Origin of the sequence: Streptomyces sp. NPDC101776 (assembly GCF_044766845.1) — a bacterium.
In the GTDB taxonomy this organism is placed as follows: Bacteria; Actinomycetota; Actinomycetes; order Streptomycetales; family Streptomycetaceae; genus Streptomyces.
Window position 1 is genome coordinate 277,565 of sequence record NZ_JBIWMV010000005.1, and the last position, 16,409, is coordinate 293,973.

15 protein-coding genes are annotated in these 16,409 nt (G+C 70.4%); 7 read left to right on the forward strand and 8 right to left on the reverse strand.

Annotated elements, in window-relative coordinates:
* The first annotated feature begins 49 nt into the window (after nt 1-49).
* From ACIRRY_RS19745 to ACIRRY_RS19765, 5 genes are read left to right on the forward strand one after another with little or no spacing between them, the layout of a single operon-like run.
* Complete coding sequence (locus tag ACIRRY_RS19745; protein WP_403974185.1) at nt 50-2,059, forward strand: B12-binding domain-containing radical SAM protein; 2,010 nt, start codon at nt 50-52, stop codon at nt 2,057-2,059.
* A complete protein-coding gene (locus ACIRRY_RS19750) occupies nt 2,056-3,072 on the forward strand; it encodes a DUF692 family multinuclear iron-containing protein (protein WP_403974188.1) in 1,017 nt (338 codons plus the stop codon). The genes ACIRRY_RS19745 and ACIRRY_RS19750 overlap by 4 nt, the downstream gene beginning before the upstream one ends.
* A complete protein-coding gene (locus tag ACIRRY_RS19755; protein WP_403974191.1) occupies nt 3,069-3,839 on the forward strand; it encodes a hypothetical protein in 771 nt (256 codons plus the stop codon). The genes ACIRRY_RS19750 and ACIRRY_RS19755 overlap by 4 nt, the downstream gene beginning before the upstream one ends.
* Nucleotides 3,840-3,865: 26 nt before the next feature.
* Nucleotides 3,866-5,809: a RiPP maturation radical SAM C-methyltransferase gene (locus ACIRRY_RS19760; RefSeq protein WP_403974589.1), complete on the forward strand. Its 1,944-nt coding sequence runs from the start codon at nt 3,866-3,868 to the stop codon at nt 5,807-5,809.
* Nucleotides 5,806-6,453 carry a DUF5825 family protein gene (locus tag ACIRRY_RS19765; RefSeq protein ID WP_403974193.1) on the forward strand — a complete coding sequence of 216 codons (648 nt, stop codon included), beginning with the start codon at nt 5,806-5,808 and terminating at the stop codon, nt 6,451-6,453. The genes ACIRRY_RS19760 and ACIRRY_RS19765 overlap by 4 nt, the downstream gene beginning before the upstream one ends.
* Here the strand turns inward: ACIRRY_RS19765 and ACIRRY_RS19770 are convergent.
* The 3 genes from ACIRRY_RS19770 to ACIRRY_RS19780 form a co-directional block, all read right to left on the reverse strand.
* Nucleotides 6,418-7,185, reverse strand: coding sequence for a Stf0 family sulfotransferase (locus ACIRRY_RS19770; RefSeq protein ID WP_403974196.1), 768 nt, complete (start codon nt 7,183-7,185; stop codon nt 6,418-6,420). The two genes, ACIRRY_RS19765 and ACIRRY_RS19770, sit on opposite strands and share 36 nt — an antisense overlap.
* A gap of 50 nt (nt 7,186-7,235) precedes the next feature.
* The gene (locus ACIRRY_RS19775) at nt 7,236-7,619 is read right to left on the reverse strand and encodes a hypothetical protein (protein WP_403974199.1); all 384 of its coding nucleotides are present in this window, start codon (nt 7,617-7,619) and stop codon (nt 7,236-7,238) included.
* 112 nt (nt 7,620-7,731) lie between these two features.
* The gene (locus ACIRRY_RS19780) at nt 7,732-8,502 is read right to left on the reverse strand and encodes a class I SAM-dependent methyltransferase (protein WP_403974201.1); all 771 of its coding nucleotides are present in this window, start codon (nt 8,500-8,502) and stop codon (nt 7,732-7,734) included.
* 168 nt (nt 8,503-8,670) lie between these two features.
* On the opposite strand from ACIRRY_RS19780, the gene ACIRRY_RS19785 reads away from it, so the two are divergent.
* Both ACIRRY_RS19785 and ACIRRY_RS19790 read left to right on the forward strand, forming a co-directional pair.
* Complete coding sequence (locus ACIRRY_RS19785; RefSeq protein WP_403974204.1) at nt 8,671-9,909, forward strand: sensor histidine kinase; 1,239 nt, start codon at nt 8,671-8,673, stop codon at nt 9,907-9,909.
* Nucleotides 9,906-10,538: a response regulator gene (locus ACIRRY_RS19790; RefSeq protein ID WP_403974206.1), complete on the forward strand. Its 633-nt coding sequence runs from the start codon at nt 9,906-9,908 to the stop codon at nt 10,536-10,538. The genes ACIRRY_RS19785 and ACIRRY_RS19790 overlap by 4 nt, the downstream gene beginning before the upstream one ends.
* Before the next feature lie 150 nt (nt 10,539-10,688).
* Here the strand turns inward: ACIRRY_RS19790 and ACIRRY_RS19795 are convergent, their stop codons facing one another.
* The 5 genes from ACIRRY_RS19795 to ACIRRY_RS19815 all read right to left on the reverse strand — a co-directional run bounded on the left by ACIRRY_RS19795 (nt 10,689) and on the right by ACIRRY_RS19815 (nt 16,401).
* A complete protein-coding gene (locus ACIRRY_RS19795; protein WP_403974208.1) occupies nt 10,689-11,708 on the reverse strand; it encodes an aldo/keto reductase in 1,020 nt (339 codons plus the stop codon).
* A gap of 43 nt (nt 11,709-11,751) precedes the next feature.
* A complete protein-coding gene (locus ACIRRY_RS19800; RefSeq protein WP_403974210.1) occupies nt 11,752-12,648 on the reverse strand; it encodes a helix-turn-helix transcriptional regulator in 897 nt (298 codons plus the stop codon).
* A gap of 711 nt (nt 12,649-13,359) precedes the next feature.
* Entirely contained in the window at nt 13,360-13,692 is a 333-nt protein-coding gene (locus ACIRRY_RS19805; protein ID WP_403974213.1) for a hypothetical protein, read from the reverse strand.
* An 885-nt stretch (nt 13,693-14,577) separates the two neighbouring features.
* Nucleotides 14,578-15,939 (reverse strand): glycine cleavage T C-terminal barrel domain-containing protein, encoded by a 1,362-nt coding sequence (locus ACIRRY_RS19810; protein ID WP_403974214.1) that lies wholly within the window; start codon nt 15,937-15,939, stop codon nt 14,578-14,580.
* A 198-nt stretch (nt 15,940-16,137) separates the two neighbouring features.
* Complete coding sequence (locus tag ACIRRY_RS19815) at nt 16,138-16,401, reverse strand: hypothetical protein (RefSeq protein ID WP_403974215.1); 264 nt, start codon at nt 16,399-16,401, stop codon at nt 16,138-16,140.
* Between the last annotated feature and the right edge of the window lie 8 nt (nt 16,402-16,409).

The window sequence follows — 16,409 nt, forward strand, 5'->3', positions numbered from 1 at the left end:
CCGAGGCAACTCTCCGACGGACGAGACCGGTGGGACGAGGAGGTGGGTCGTGCCGTCCAGCCAGTCGGCGGACCCTACCCGCACCGACGTCCTGTTGATCTTCCCACCGCAGACCGAGGCCAGGTTCTTCCCGTATCTGAGCCTGCCCTACCTGACCGGCCATCTGCGGCGCCTGGGTCGGCGGGTGCACCAGGCCGACTTGAACATCGCCGTGCTCCACGAGCTGCTGCGAAGTCCCGCGCTGCTGGACGACGCGGTCCGCGCCCAGGACACGGACGGCGACGCTACGGCCGTGAGCGACTGGTACCGCCGGGCGGTGGCCGACGTATTCGCCGCGCACATCGGCGAGTTGCGCGCCCACGTCCTGCACAAGGAGCCGATCGGCGAGCTGGGCCCGGACCGCGCGGTCCGGCTCGCCACCCTGGCCCTCGAGTTGCTGGTCCGCGACACCTTCCTGGTGCGGACCTGGGAGGACCTCGGCCGGCTGGACGACGCCGTACGCCGGACCGCGGAGCAGCCGCCCACCGCGTCGGACGTACCGATCGCATCGCTGCACCACCTCGTAACCGAGCTGCTCGACCGGCATCGTCCCCGGGTGGTCGGCCTGTCCGTGGCGTTCTTCAGCCAGCTCGCGCCCGCGCTGCTGATCGCCGCCTGGGTCCGGCGGCTGGCGCCGGACACCCAGATCTGCCTGGGGGGCCAGCAGGTGATGCTCCGTCACGACAGCCTCGCCCGGCTGCCCGGAGTCCGAGAAACGGTCGACGCCCTGTGCCCGACCGCTGGGGAACAGCCGCTCGAACGCTGGCTGGACGCGCTGGACGGAACGGTTCCGCTCACCGCCGTCCCCGGCATGACCTGGCTGCCACGCTCCGGGGCCGAGCCGCGCACAGGGCCCCCGGTGACCCTGCGCTTCCGTGACCTCGGACCACCCGACTTCACCGGACTGCCGTTCCGCTCCTATCTCAACGACGCCCTGGAACTCGCGATCGTCTCGTGCGTCGGCTGCTACTGGGGGCGGTGCGCGTTCTGTTCGTACGGCAACCGGTCGCTCCCGCAAGGGAGTTACCAGCAGGGCACCGCGACCCAGATCGCCGACGCCGTGGAGACCGTCGTCCGCGCCACGGGTACCCGTTTCGTGTCGGTCGCGGACGAGAACACCAACCTGCGGCTGATCCAGAGAGCGATGCGCGCGGTACGCGAACGCGGCATACGGGTCCGGTTCGGCGTGCGCAGCCGGCTTGAGTCCGCCCTGACCGACCCGGGGTTCTGCCACGATCTCGCCGCGGTCGGCTGCGCGATGATCTCGGTCGGCTACGAGGGCACCTCGCAGCGCCTGTTGGACCGGGTGGACCGGGGTGTGCGCGCGGCCGACTACCAGCGGATCCTCGACAACCTCGACGCGGCGGGCATCACCGTCCGGTTCACCGTGATGGGCCAGGTCCTGGACGAGACGCCGGACGAGTTCGAGGCGTCCCTGCGCTTCCTCGTCGACAACGAGCGGCGGATCGGCATCGACGCGCTGGAGCTGATGGTGGCGGAGCCCGGCAGCAAGCTCGTAGGCAGCCCGGAGGAGTACGGGCTCACCCTCGACACGTCGGACCGCCTCGTGGGCAACCCCGAGCTGAGCTATCTGTCCGGCCGGGTCGGCCACCCGCTGTCCGTCTCCGGCGGCCCGACGCGCCCCGAGGCCCTGAGCCGGCTGGTGCGGATCTTCGACACCGTCAGACCGGGCCGGGCGAGCGGCCCGGCACCGTCGCGCCGCACCCCGAACGGCCATGGCACACCCGCCGTCGCGGCCCTGCGCCCGCACACGTGGGTGCGCGCCGTGCCCGCGTACGCCGACGACCGTACGGCCGACCGCGTCACCCTCGCCGACCTCGTCCGGGAGCGGTTCTACGCACTCCCCCGCAGCGACGTGGAACAGCGCCCCGACGGCCTGCTCACGGCCCGCACCGACCGCGGCCGCCGACTGCTGGCCCGCCTGGTCGACGCGGCGGCGGGCACCCCCGGCCCAGCACATTCAGCCAACCCGGCCCCCTCAGCCAGGAGTTCGTCATGACGCACCCGCCGCGCACCGCACCCGGCGGCACTCGAACCGTCACAGTGACCGAAGCCCCGGGCCGGATGGGCCTGGGGGTCCTGATGGACATGCCATGGGGCGGCGGACGCCTCGGCAGGCGCGGCATCGGATTCGTGGAGAGCGACGACGGCGGCGGAGACGTCACCGACCGGGTCCGCGCCTTCCTGCACCGCCACGGCGGCGACTTCGCCTACTCGGCCCTCGCGTTCCAGCCGCGCTCGCGCGCCCGCGTACGGTCGGCCGACTACGTGCGCGCGTACGACCGCTTCTTCGCGGCGGTGCCCACCGGGCTGGCCCGCGCCTTCCACCAGACCGAGTTGAACATGGGCACGCCCGAGCGCTACGACCGCCGCCCGGCCGCCGAGTTCACCAACGAACTGGCCGCCCGCTACGGCTTCTCCTGGGTGGTCGAGGACCTGGGGATCTGGAGCCTGCGCGGCATACCGATGCCGTATCCGCTTCCGCCGCCGCTGACGGAGCCGGGCCTGGAGATCGCCACCCGGAACGTGGCGGAGGCGGCCCGGCTGCTCGATCCGCCGCTGCACGTCGAGTTCCCCGGCTTCACCGAGGGCGGTTCGTTCGTCCTGGGGCACATGGACGCCTTCGAGTACTTCGCCCGGCTGGCGGACGACGCCGATGTGCGGGTGACGCTCGACGTCGGCCATCTGCTCAGCTACCAGTGGCTGAGGGGACGTACCGGAAAGAGCATGTACGACGGGATCGAGGCCCTGCCCCTCGACCGTTGCCGTGAACTGCACTTGTCGGGCTGCCAGATCGTGGGCGGCAAGTTCCGCGACCTGCACCACGGCGTCCTGCTGGACGAGCAGTTGGAGCTCACGGAGTATCTGCTGCCGCGCTGCCCGAACCTTCTCGGGGTGTCCTACGAGGACCCGATGTACCGCGAGAACGGGCAGTTGGTCGAGAAGTCCCGGCGGAACTACGCGCGGCTGCGGGACCTGGTCGTCAACTGGCAGCACGGGGAGGCGGCGTGACCGCGGTGGAGCCGGGCGCGTCGCTGGACGGCGAGCAACTGACCGACCTGCTCATGCGGTTGCTGCTGGACGCGGACCTGCGGGCCCGGCTCGCCGACGAGGGCGCCGAGGCGGTAGCGGCGGAACCCGGCGAGCTGGAGTGCCTGGCCTCCGTCGACCTGGCCGAACTGGACACCACGGCGCGGCGGTTGCGCTCCCAGGTCTGGCGGCCCGGCAGCGGTGGCAGCCTCGCGACCACGTTCCCGCGCAGCCTGCGGCTGCTCCAGGAGGCCGATGCCACGGAGTCCGACCTGCTCACCGGCTTCCTCGGCTCACCGCACTTCGCCCGGTACCGGCTGATCCCGTACACCGCCCCCGGGTTGTCGGCGGAGGAGGCGTTCGCGTCCTACCTGGTGGATGGCGTCGGGTCAGGGGTGCTGCGCGACACCGTGACGCACGAGCTGATGATCGCCCTGTTCACCTCGCTGACGTGCGAGCAGCCGCTGTCGTTCGTGATCGAGGCGGAGGGGATCGTCCCCACCGACCGGGGCCATGCCGCCGTGCGTGCGTATGCGGTGGCGTCCGTGGCCACTTGGGCGGCCACCACCGGTGGGCGCCCTTCCGGGGAGACCCAGGGCGCGGACGAAGTGCACTACGCGTACTTCACCACGTCCGCCGGGCTGGCTCACGGCGTGGTGTCCGGCCGGGTGGCGGACGCCTTCGAGGCCGAAGCGACGGACCGGCGCGAGACCGCGCGGCGGGCACTGGCACGCCGCGGACTGTGGTGACGGGGAGAGGAACCGCCTTGCACATCGTGTTGGTGGACATGCCGTGGTCGTCGCTCGACGCGCCGTCCCTCGCCCTCGGCATTCTCAAACGCCGGATCCTCGACGTCTTCCCCGACGGCGCCGCGGACGTCGAAGTGGTGCACGCCAACCTCGACTTCGCCGACTGGGTGTCCGCTCGTACGGAATACGGCTTCGACGAGTACGAGTTCTGCTCGACCTCGTACTTCTCCGGCCACAGCGAGTGGATCTTCTCGGCCGCGCTCAACGGTCAACCCCGTTGGCGGGTGGCCGAGTTCACGGAACACTTCGGCGAGAAAATGCCGGAGCACATGCTGGCCAAGGCACGGGAACTGCACGAACTCGCGCCGCTGTTCGTCCGGGAGACTGCCGCCAAGATCGCCGCCACGGCACCGGACGTGGTCGGCTTCACCACCACGTTCGCGCAGAACGCGGCGGCCCTCGCCGCGGCCCGCGTGGTCAAGGAACTGGCACCCGGCACCACCACCGTCTTCGGCGGCGCGAACTGCGACGGCCCGCAGGGCGCAGCGCTGCACCGCAACTTCGAGTACGTCGACTTCGTGGTGCGCGGCGAGGGCGAGATCGCGTTCCCACGACTGCTCGCCGCGCTCCGCGACGGCGACGCCGACGACCTGGCGGCCATCCCCGGCCTGTGCCGCCGCGATGAGCGGGGCCGGTCCGTGGCCCACCCCATGGACGCCGCCCCGCTGCCTCCGGGAGCACTGGTCACCCCCGACTTCGGGGACTACTTCGAGCGGCACGCGCAGTCCACCGCGGGTGGGTGGGTGGAGCCGCGGCTGGTGGTGGAGGCCTCGCGCGGCTGCTGGTGGGGCGAGAAGCACCACTGCACCTTCTGCGGCCTCAACGGCTCGTTCATGGAGTTCCGCAGCAAGGACCCGCGGCGGTTCGTGGACGAGATCCTCGGCCTGGTCGAGCGCCACCGCATCCTCGACGTGTGGGTCACCGACAACATCCTCGACATGGCCTACCTCAACTCCATGGCCCCGCTGCTCCAGGAGTCCGGGTACGACCTGCGGCTGTGCTACGAGATCAAGTCGAACCTGCGGCGCGAGCAGTTGGCGACGCTGTACGCGGCCGGAGTCAGCTACGTGCAGCCCGGTGTGGAGAGCCTCAGCAGCCGGGTGCTGAAGCTGATGGACAAGGGGGTGACCGGCTGCCAGAACGTACGGCTGCTGCGGGACGCGGAGACCGTCGGCGTCAACCTCAGCTGGAACTACCTCTACGGCTTCCCCGGGGAGACCGACCAGGACTACGACGAGATCGTCGAGCAGTTGCCCGCGCTGCACCATCTCGGACCACCGGCCAACTCCACCCGCCTGAAGGTCGAGCGGTTCAGCCCCTACTTCGACCGGCCGGAACTGGGCTTCGCCGACCTGCGCCCCGCCTCGCACTACCACCACATCTACGACCTGCCGGAGCACGAACTCGCCGACCTGGTGTACATCTTCGACTCCACGAACCAGGGCATCGCCGGCGGCTGTCTGGACCGGCTGCGCACGGCCGTCGCCGACTGGACGCGGGCGTACCCGCGCAGTCGCCTGACCCACTGCGACCTCGGCACACACATCGTCCTGGTCGACACCCGGCCGGACTTCTCCTGGCGGCTCCTCGACCTCACCGACCCGTTCGAGGTGACGGTGTTCCGGCTGCTCGACACACCGCACAGCCCAACTGCACTGCTGCGCAAGGCCGCTGCCCGGTGCGCGGACGCGCGGGAGCCGGCCGGACAGGTGACGGAGGAGCGCGTCGCCGAGCTGCTGGCACGCTGGCGCGCCCTCGGCCTGGTCTTCGCCGAGGGCGGTCATCACGTGCAGGTCGCGCCCGCGGTGGCCAACCAGGACCTGCTGCGGCTCGACGACGCCGGACTGCACGGCGACGACACGGCGCTGGTCCCGGCTCTGGCAGCCCCTTCCACGGGAGACACGCGATGAAGCCGGAGCTGACGCTGTGGAAGGACCGCGACCCGGCGGCCATGCGCCTGCCGGGCATCCACTGCGGCACCCTCGACGGACCGCCGGACAACCCGGTGGACGCCGTCGCCCAACTCGCCGCCGACGGCGTCCAGTTCGTCCAGGTGCACGAGTCCGTGGACCTCACCGATCCGGACAGCGCGTCAGCGGTAGCCGTTCTCCTCGTCATCCGGGAACTCACCAGCCACGGCATCGCGGTGGACTGGACCCTGCGTATGCCCGACCCGGCCGAGTGGCAGGCTTTGAGTCATCTGCACCCTCCTGCGGCCATCTTCCGAGGCTCGCGGGGAGCGGAGAACGAGGACCACGTGGTCACGGCATGGCGCGGCTCGTTCCACATCGCGAAGTGCGGCTACCGCTGCGGCCCCGGTTTCCTGGAGATCCGCGACCACCGCTGGGGCTCCTTCCGGCGCCTGGTCGTCAACGCCCCCCGGAGCACGGCGTTCCAGGGGCTGCTGGACGGCGTCCCGGTGGTCGCGTCGGCGTCGACGGAGCGGGTCCTGGAGCGTCATCTGCGCGAGAACCTGCTCCATCGCGCCGGGCGCCACCTGTGGTGGACGCCGTACCGCCTACGACGCTGGCCGCTCAGCACGACGATCCCGTAGGAACCTCTCGACCCACCGTTCCGTCACCTCGTCGGCCTGACGCCTGATCCCCGGAGCCGGCAGCGACGCGGGGGCGCCGACACCGAGGAAGTCGAGACAGCCCGACAGGCCCGCCTCGTAGTCCGCGACGAGGTCCTCGTAGACGACGGTGTGGGGCGTGACACCGTGCCGGCCGAAGTAGTCCTCCCAGACCGCCGCGTCGCGGTCGAGCATCCGCAGATGTCGGCGGATCTCCTCATAGCTGTACCGGGGAGCGGCACGCGTGCTCCCCTCCGGCAGAAAGGTCCCGTCCAGGATCCAGACACCGGTCTGCTCGGCCATGGTGTACGACACGGCCTGCCGCAGCCGGTCCCCGCGCTGGATCCAGATGTACCGGGGTGCCTGGAGGACCTCGTACGGGTCGATCTCCAGGTTCCCGAGATGTCCCGCGTGGATCCGCAGCCCGAACACGCCGTTGGGGCTCGTCCGGTACGTCATCAACCGCCGCACATAGCCCGCCGCCGACTCCTGCGGATCGCCGGAGTCGAACCCCCACCGCTCGAAGTAGTCCAGCACGAAGGCGTCGGCGAAGTAGTCCTCGGCGAAACCGGCCAGCCCGGTGTGCCACAGGGCGCGGGCGAGCATGTTGCTGCCGCACCTGGGTGTCGACGCCAGCACGTAACGGACCGGCGGCAGACCGGAGAAGGGCGGGAAGTCGAACTCCGGACCGTTGGTCCGATAGCGCAGCACCATGAGAACACCTTCGCGCCCGGCACGAGTCGTTGTCACCGGGTCCGTCGCGTTCAGCGCGCGGTGCACAACAGCGAGCCATCGCAGTCTCGGGCCGCGAGCTTGCACCTCCGAGCAGCGACTACGACGATGCCCATCCCCGCCGATCCGTACAGCGTGACCAACGTTCCCTGCCAGTAAAGACTGCGTCGCTTCAGCTCTTGGCCGAACATCACCTGCCGGTAGGTGCTGGTGCCGATCGAGTGGCCGGTCTCCGTGTCGTAAGAGAGCTCGCACCTGTCGCCACGTCTCATGGGCTCGGGATGAGACTCGCCGTCCGCGCCCAGCACAAGCCCTGGGCAGTCGGCCCCGTAGGCCGATCCGGCTCTCAGGAGCGACACCGCCCCCCACAGCAGCGGAATCAGAAACAGGATGAGGAACGCGACTCTGTATCGCACGGCGTCACCTTCGACGGGTACAGCCCTCAACACCAGCTCGGAGGGCCGGAATCGGTACGGGGGTCGGATGTGAACCTGGAGGGACGGCACGGCCCTCGGATGCCGCACGAACTCAGTGGGTGATCCGGAGCTTCGACTGACCGTGCGGAAGCTGTTCCCAGTCCTCCATGAAGTGGGCCTTCAGGCCGTGTTGTGCGGCCAGCGCGACGAGGGTCTCGGTGCGGTAGTAGAAGTCCTCCCGCAGCACGTGGTGTTCCCGGCCCTCCGTGCGGTCGAAGGTGAAGTCGAACCAGCCGCCCGGTGCCAGGACGCGGCCGACGTTGGCGAGGCATTCCTCGATGACCGGAAGCGGGGAGTGCGAGAACACGCTGTGCGCGTGGACGACGTCGAAATGCGCGTCGGGCAGGAAGCGCAGGGTCAGGTCCTGTACGGGCGTGAGGACGGGGAGGCGCTTCTGCAGGCCCATCTCGACGAGCGTGTCCTGCGCGGCGGCCAGGATGTCGGGCGAGATGTCGAGGCCGTAGTAGTGCCCGGGATCGAGGTGGCGGATGAAGCGCCAGCCGCCGCGCAGGTTTCCGCAGCCGATCTCCAGCATGCGGTGCTCGCGGCGCAGACCGTGGCCGAGGAGGTAGTCGAACTGCATCGCGCCCAGGGCCAGCCAGCGTTCCCGGCCGGCGCTGCCGACCGCCGCGTCCGGGTCGGCCCGGGTGTCGGAGCGCATCACGGCGCGGTAGTAGGAGACGTGGTCCGGGTGACGGTGGCGCAGCCAGGCGTCCCGGGTGGCACGGGCCAGGTGGCGGGGGACGCGCTCGGGGTGGCGCAGGGCGTAGCCGATGCGGTGGCTGAGGGCCGCGCGGTTGGCGGTGAGGTTCTTGGTGGGCACGAGGTCGTCGCCCTTCCGAGGTGGGTGGTGGGGTGGTGATGCCAGCCTCGGTGCGGCGACGGGGTGCCCGGCTCGGTCAAGGGGCGCTGATCCGGCGGCGGTTCGGGTGATCCGGATGTCAGCCGATCGGTTGATGCGCCGTCCCGTCCATCGCGTTAGACACGAAGGATGGAGCACACGAGACAACGCGCGACGGCACACATCGATCCGGAGGAACGGCTGTTGCCCGTGGTCGTGCACGCCGCGTTCTTCCTGCTGCTCGGCTCGTCGTTCGTGCGCTTCCTGACCCGTGACCAGGGAGGGGTGCGCGCAGACTGGGCGCCGGCGCTGTACGCGGTCTTCTGTCTGCTGTACGTCCTCGGGCAGTTCCTGGCGCCCGCACCCCGCCCGGGGTCGGCGCCCACCGTGCGTCATCTCGCCTGGCTGGGTTCGGTGTCGGCGGTCTGGACCGTGCTGCTCGCCCTCGCGCCGAGTGCCACCTGGTGCGCCATGCCCCTGCTGTTCGGCGGCCTGTACGCGCTGCCCCCACGGTTCGCGGTGCCGCTGGCCGCCGCACTCACCGCGCTCGTCGTCGCCTCCGAGATACGGGTGGCCGACGGCACGCTCAACCCCAACATGGTCGTCGCCCCGCCGGCTCTCGCGGCGGTCGCCACCGCCGTGCTGGTGCGGTTGCGGCGCCAAGCGGTCCGCCAGCGCGTCCTGATCGACGACCTGGTCCGCACCCGTCGCGACCTCGCGGCCACCGAACGGCGGGCCGGCGTCCTGGCGGAACGGCAGCGGCTGGCCACCGAGATCCACGACACCCTCGCGCAGGGCCTGTCGAGCCAGCAGATGCTGCTGCAGGCGGCCGAGCGCGTGTGGCGGACCGACCCGGAAGCGGCCCACGGACACATCCTCAAAGCCACCGAGATCACCTCCCGCGGCCTCGCCGAGGCACGCCGGTTCGTCCACGACCTGGCACCGGCCGACCTCGTCGAGCACTCCCTGCCGGCCGCCCTGGGTGCGCTCGCCGAACGGGAGAGCGGTCCCGGCCTGACGGTGGAGTTCCGGTTCGACGGCGATCCGGGCCCGCTGCCCCAGCGGGCCGAGGCGGCCCTGCTGCGCATCGCCCAGGGCGCGTTGGCCAACGTCCGCGAGCACGCTGCCGCCACCCGTGCCGCGCTGACCCTGACCTGGCTGGACGACCAGATCTCCCTCGACGTCGCCGACAACGGCCGCGGTTTCGACGCCACCGCTCCCCCGGTCTCCGCGCCCGGCCGGACACGCGGCCACGGACTGCCCGCGATGCGGATCAGAGCCCGGCAGTCGGGCGGCACCCTGAACGTGGAATCGACCCCCGGCGAAGGAACTGTCGTCTCGGTCGCCGTACCCGTCGTCCGTGATCTGCGCGAGGAGCTCGTCCCGTGAACACACCCGCACCCGTACGCCTGCTGCTGTGCGACGACCACGCCGTCGTACGGGCCGGGCTGCGCGCGCTGCTGTCCAGCGCCGACGGCATCGAGGTGGTCGGTGAGGCGGGCAGCGGCGAGGAAGCCCTCGCCATGGCCGCCCGGGTCCGTCCCGACGTGGTGCTGATGGACCTCCAACTCGGGGACGGCATGGACGGAGTGACGGCCACCAGGAAACTGACCGCCGGGGAAGGCCCTCGTGTTCTGGTCCTCACGATGTTCGACACGGACGCGGACATCACCCGTGCCGTCGAAGCGGGCGCCACGGGCTACCTCCTCAAGGCCGAACGTCCCGAGGAACTGTTCACCGCGATCCACAGCGCCGCATCCGGTCGTACGACGCTGTCGGCCCCGGTGGCCGACCGCCTCCTGGACCGGATGCGCAACCCGCGCCCCACTCTGTCCGAGCGCGAGCGCGAGATCCTCGGCCAGCTGGCCCGCGGCCTGGGAAACCGGGACATCGCCCGGGCCCTCTTCATCAGCGAGGCGACGGTCAAGACCCATCTCGGGCGGATCTACGGCAAGTTGGAGGTGGAGACGCGGGCCGGGGCGGTGGCCGTCGCCAAGGAGCGACGGCTGCTGTCATGACGCCGCAGCGCCAGAGCTTCCTGGTCGAAACCTCCCAGGGCCTCTTCACCCGGCCGCGACCGTCCTCGGACGCACGGTCGGCTGCGCCGGCCATGGGTCGGCCACGGCCGCCGCAGCCCCGACCTGGTACCCGCATGTGTCCGGGGCGCGTCAGCGGCGTCGCTGGTCCGCGCGGAGTTCGAAGTCGCCGTAGCTGTTGTCGACCGGGTTGACCGTGACGCCGGGGGCGACGATCTCGTCGATGGCGTCGAGCACGTCGGTCGACAGGGTGATGTCGGCGGCGGGCAGGAAGGCCTCCAACTGGTCCATGGTCCGCGGTCCGATGATCGCCGCGGTGACGCCGGGGTGGTTGACGACGAAGGCGACGGCCAGCTCGATCAGGGTGAGGCCCGCCTTCTCCGCCAGAAGCGCGAGCTGTTCGACGGCGTCGAGCTTGCGTTGGTTGGCAGGGGTGCTCATGTCGAAGCGGGCCTGGGGGCGGGCGGCGGAGGCGGGGCCCTCGGCGGCGTTCTTGCGGTAGCGGCCCGACAGCCAGCCGCCGGAGAGCGGGCTGTAGGTGAGGGTGCCCATGCCGTGCCGGCGCACCGTGGGCAGCACGTCCTCCTCGATGCCGCGGACCAGGATCGAGTACGGCGGCTGCTCGGTCACGAACCGCTCCAGGTTCCGTTCGCGCGCGACCCACTGGGCCTCGACGATCTGGGAGCCGGAATAGGACGAGGAGCCGATGTAGCGGATCTTTCCCTGGCGCACGAGGTCGGAGAGGGCGCCGAGGGTCTCGGCGACGTCCGTGTCGGGGCTGGGGCGGTGGACCTGGTAGAGGTCGATGTGGTCGGTGTCGAGCCGACGCAGGGAGTTCTCGACCTCGCGGATGATCCAGCGTCGTGAGCCGCCCCGCTGGTTGGGGTCGTCCTGGCCCATCGGCATGAAGAACTTGGTCGCCAGGAACACGTCCTCGCGACGGCCCTTGAGGGCCTTGCCGACGATCTCCTCCGAGACACCGGCGGAGTACACGTCGGCGGTGTCGACGAAGTTGATGCCCGCGTCCAGGGCACGGTGGACGACGCGGATCGAGTCGGCCTCGTCCTCGTTGCCCCAGGGGCCGAACATCATCGCGCCCAGGCAGAGCGGGCTGACGTGGACGCCGGTGCGGCCGAGCGGTCGGTAGTGCATGAAGTGGTTCTCCTCGGATGTGCTCGGTGGTCGTCTGTGGTGGTCAGTCGTTCGCGGTCGGTACGACGGTCCCGGCCTTCGTCCAGCTGGCGAGCAGGCCCAGGGCCTCCGCCGCCGGGGAGTCCGGTTCGGGCGTGTAGAAGTTGAGGCGCAGGCCGGGATCGGCCGGCAGCTCCATCGCCTCGTAGGGCAGTGCGAGATCCCCGACCAGCGGGTGGTGCAGGTTCTTCACTCCCGAGCGGTGGAACTTCACGTCGTGGCGGGCCCAGCGGCGGGCGAAGTCGCCGCTCCTCGTCGTGAGTTCGCCGATCAGGTCGGTCAGTGCCTTGTCGTGGGGCGCGCGTCCCGTCTCGATGCGCAGGAACGCGACCGAGTCGTCGGCTCCCTTGTCCCAGTCGACCCAGAAGCCCTGGCTCGCGGGGTCCAGGAACAGGAAGCGGGCGCTGTTGACCGGGCCGCGCTGGGCGAACAGCGGCGAGTCGAAGAGGGGCGCGTACAGCGCACGGCCCAGTGTGTTGGCGGCCAGGATGTCGAAGCGCGCGTTGCGCACGTAGGCCGGAACATCGGTCATCGAGTCGAGCAGGCGCAGGATCGTGGGCCGTACGCGGGACGCGGTCACCGCCGGACGGCGGCCTGAGGGTGTCGCCGCCCGGGCCAGGTCGTAGAGGTGGGTGCGTTCGGCCTCGTCCAGTTGCAGTGCGTGGGCGAGGGACTCAAGTACCGAGTCCGACGCGCCGGAGAGGTTCCCGCGTTCGAGGCGTACGTAGTAGTCGACGCTCATCCCCGCGAGGAGCGCGACCTCCTCCCGGCGCAGGCCCGCGACGCGGCGGTTGCCGCCGTAGACCGGCAGTCCGGCCTGTTCGGGGGTGATCCGCGCACGCCGGGTGCTCAGGAACTCACGGACCTCGGCGGCCACGCTCTTCTTGTCTCTGTCTGCCATGGTCCCGTTCCTGACATCGCTCCGCCGTCGACGCTCACGCCCCGGGCGGACGGTCCCGCCTCGGACTTCACCGTAGGCCGGTCCGCGAGGACCTGCGAGGTACTGCCAGTACCTGGAAGATCAGTGACTCCCACGGACGCGCCCGCGCGGGGTCGTCTCCAAGGGAACCGAGAGGCCGGGGCCAGAAGCGGTCCCTCACCCTGAGACGGCGGCGAGGGACACCACCATGAGCGCAGCACTCGAGTACGACGGGACCCGACATTCGTATCGGGCGGGTCGTAGACCCGGCCCGCGAGGAACCTGCGGCCCCGGTCCGGGCGACACTGATCCTCGCGATCGTCTGCGTCGGCAACTTCATGGTCGACCACCTGACCGCTCTGCTCGATGCCACCACCGTCGTCCCCACCGCCAATCCGTTGGAGATCCACCCCTACTTCCGTCCCGGAAGACCCGGTCGTCACCGCGATCGCCGAGAACATCGACGCCTTCGACTTCGCCCTCACCTGGAGGAACTGAAGGCCCTCACCACCTACGGGCGTGCCGTCCCGGAAGCCCGAGATTCCCGCCAACACCCTGAAATCGGCGCGGACTTGGGCAACGAACCAACTCGGACGCGTCGGCCGCCAGGGCCGAATCGCCGCGCCACCCTTGCCGAAGCCGTCCGCAGTACGGACGCGCAGGTCACCGTTCGTACGGACGGAGCAGGCGAAGTCAGTCACGCCCGAGCGGCTCGACGGCGATCAGCACTGCGAACCCCTCGGTCGGCAGAGCCACCCTCAGCGCCCGACCGCCCTCGTCCCATGTGACGACCGCTCGCTCCCCGGCCTCGAACAGCACCCGGGGCCGGGCGTTCACGGCGGCTGCGGGCAACGGGACCGTCACCGTCGAAGGCGCCCCATCCCGGCGCCACAGGGAGAGGGGTGTCATCCCGTCCCGCGCGACCAGCGCCAGGGCGAGCCGGCCGTCACGCCAGCCCGGCAGGTCCAGCGGCCGGTGCGGGCGGGTGTCGGGCAGGAGGTGACGGTAGCTCTTGTACGTGGTCAACGCCGCCCGCACCAGAGCTATCTGATGCTGCGTCAGTTAGTCGGGGCAGCCGCTGAGAGGGACCCGCCCGAACAACGCCGACACCAGCACCGTGCCGAGTTCGGCGTCCGTGTGGCCGAGTTGCGGGTAGGCCCAGATCGCCCCCTGTTCCGAGGTGACCGCGGTGGGCGCGGCGGCGGCGAGCGCAGGGATCAGCCGGAAGTCCCGCTGATCGGTGACCGAGTGGATGGGCAGCCGGGCCGGAAGAGGATCGCGTGGTCGGTGCGACTGCCGCCGGCCGCGCAGTTCTCCAGGACCAGGCCGGCATGGCGGTCGAGAACGTCGTCGAGCCGGCGGAGGTACGCGCGGTTGTGGCCGAGCTCTCCCCCGCCTGGCCAACGACAGCACCCTGGCCTATCCCGCTCTCGTCACCTCGCCGACCCTCAGCGCCGCCGCCATCGCCATCGGCAACATGACCGACGGCGACTTCAACACCACCAGCGGCGATCCGCAGGCCCCGTTCGTCCTCGACTTCGGTGTCGACTACCGCTTCACCGCGACTGCATTCGGACTCCAGGCGCGCTACAACTTCGCCAACCGCTCGCAGGGCGCCAACGTCTACGGCTCCAACGACAAGCTCACCTGGACGAAGCCGACCGTCACCGAGACCACCGACACCACGGACGACGACTTCGCGATGGAGACCATCGACGTCCTCGACACTCTGCGCGAGGTGCAGTACCGCCAAGGCCCAGACGATCCTCCCGTGGCAGAACCTGGCCCGCACCGACACCTCCGGCGCCCCAGTGCCGTACCGGTACATCCGCCTGTCGGACACGAACATCATCGGCGTCGTCGAACTGCGGTTCTTGGGCGCCTGCACAGCACCCGGCACAAGCTGACGGCTCACCGTGCGGTGACGTCCGTGCGTCGGTTGTCCGGCTTGAAGGGCAGCGTGGTGACCGTCGCCCGGATCTCACGCTGCGGGGTGCCCGGGCGGCCCCACAGGACGACGACCTCGGTGCCGGGCGTCGCGTGCGCGGGATCGAGTACGCAGAGCGAGATCATCGCCCGCAGGGTCGGGCTCACCGTCCGGCCCGTGGCCACGCCCACCGGGTCACCCGACACCAGGACCTGGTCGAAGTGGGGACCGCGTCCGCGCGGCATCTCCATCTGGTCGGGCAGGTCGGCCTCGCTCAGGAGCGAGGTGAGGATGCCGGCGACGTCCTGTCCGTTCCAGCGCAGACCTGCCAACTGCCGTGTGGGTACGGCGCTTTCGGCATCCCTGACGAGTGCGTCCCGGCCGATGAAGTCACGGTCGGGGACGCCCTTGCGGAAGCCCCAGCCGAGCTCGCCCGGCTTGCGGAAGTAGTCGGTCACCCCGCCCGTCGGGACGAAACTTCCGGTGGGCACGCCCTTGCGGAACTGCCTCGGCGCACCCGGTGTGAGGATCGACGCCGGCAGATAGTCCAGCCCGTTGGTCGCGATCCCGGCCTCGATGTGCTGAACAGGCTGGGCCCGGAAGCCGAGTTGGCGCATGCCGACGTCCTGCCCGCTCGCCACGACCGCCGCCCAGATCTCGTTGGCGTGTGCGGTCGGCCCGTGCAGCTCGTACCCGAGTTCGCCCGAGATCCCGGTACGCAGGACCCGTACCGGAACCCCGTCGACCGTCGACATACGGCTGCGGCTGAAGCCGATGTCGCGGAGGTCGTCCCCCGTCAGCTTCTCCAGCGCGTCCAGGGACGCCGGACCCTGGACTCCGAAGATGAACACGTCGGGGCTGAGGTCGGTGGCGGCGGCGTCCCAACTGCCCTGGCTCAGCTGCCACAACAGCCAGTCGCAACTCCCCGCGGTATAGACGAACTCGTCAGGTCCGAGTCGGCACAGCACGCCTTCCGAGGCCACCCAGCCGTTCTCGTCGAGCTGCACATGGTGCTTGATCTGCCCGGTCTCGAAACGGGACAGGTCCCGCATCCCCAACCGGCTCAGGAACGCGAGCGCCTGCGGGCCGTGCACCTTCACCTTGTGCAGAGAGCTCCAGTCGCCGACGTAGCACGAGCCGACATGGGCGGCGCTCTCCTCGACCCAGTCCGAGTACTCCTCGGGGAGCAGGAGCTGCGCGAAGCGGCCGTAGGTGCCGCGTGTGTTGCCCTCGTCCTGGGCCGCTGCGGCCGGGCTGAACATCGCCGGGCGCTCGGTGATGAACGGCGCGCCGTTCAGTCGGAGGACCGCTTCGTAGGTGCTGCGCTGCTGTGAGACAGGGTTCATTTCACTCTCCGTCGAGTGGCGGTCGTCCAGGGTGCCGTCCGAAGGGTCACCCCGTGCTAGATCGATTAAGTCGGACCGTAACAGGAGGTCCGTGGCGAGGCGAGAGTCATGACGCACCGTTGATCGGTCGCGCGGCGCAAGCAATGCGGAACTTCTCCGTGATGCCGGTCGGTCCCGCCACCCGTGGCCATACGGACGTCACCACCCGATCGTGGGAATCGGGTTCTCCGCGAACCACTGGGCGAGGAAGTCCAGGAAGACCGTGATCTTGCGCCGGGTACCCGGGCCGGGTCCGTGGATCGCGTAGAGCGGCCGGTCGGGGGCCGCCAGTTCGGGCAGCTGGACCTGCAGGGCCCCGGAGCAGACGGTCCATGGCGTTCCTCCGGTCGTCCACGGCGCCGGTGTCCCTCCGGGCCGTGTCGAACACGGGGTGATGCGGCGGGGCGGAGCCGGGCGACACATTTACGGCC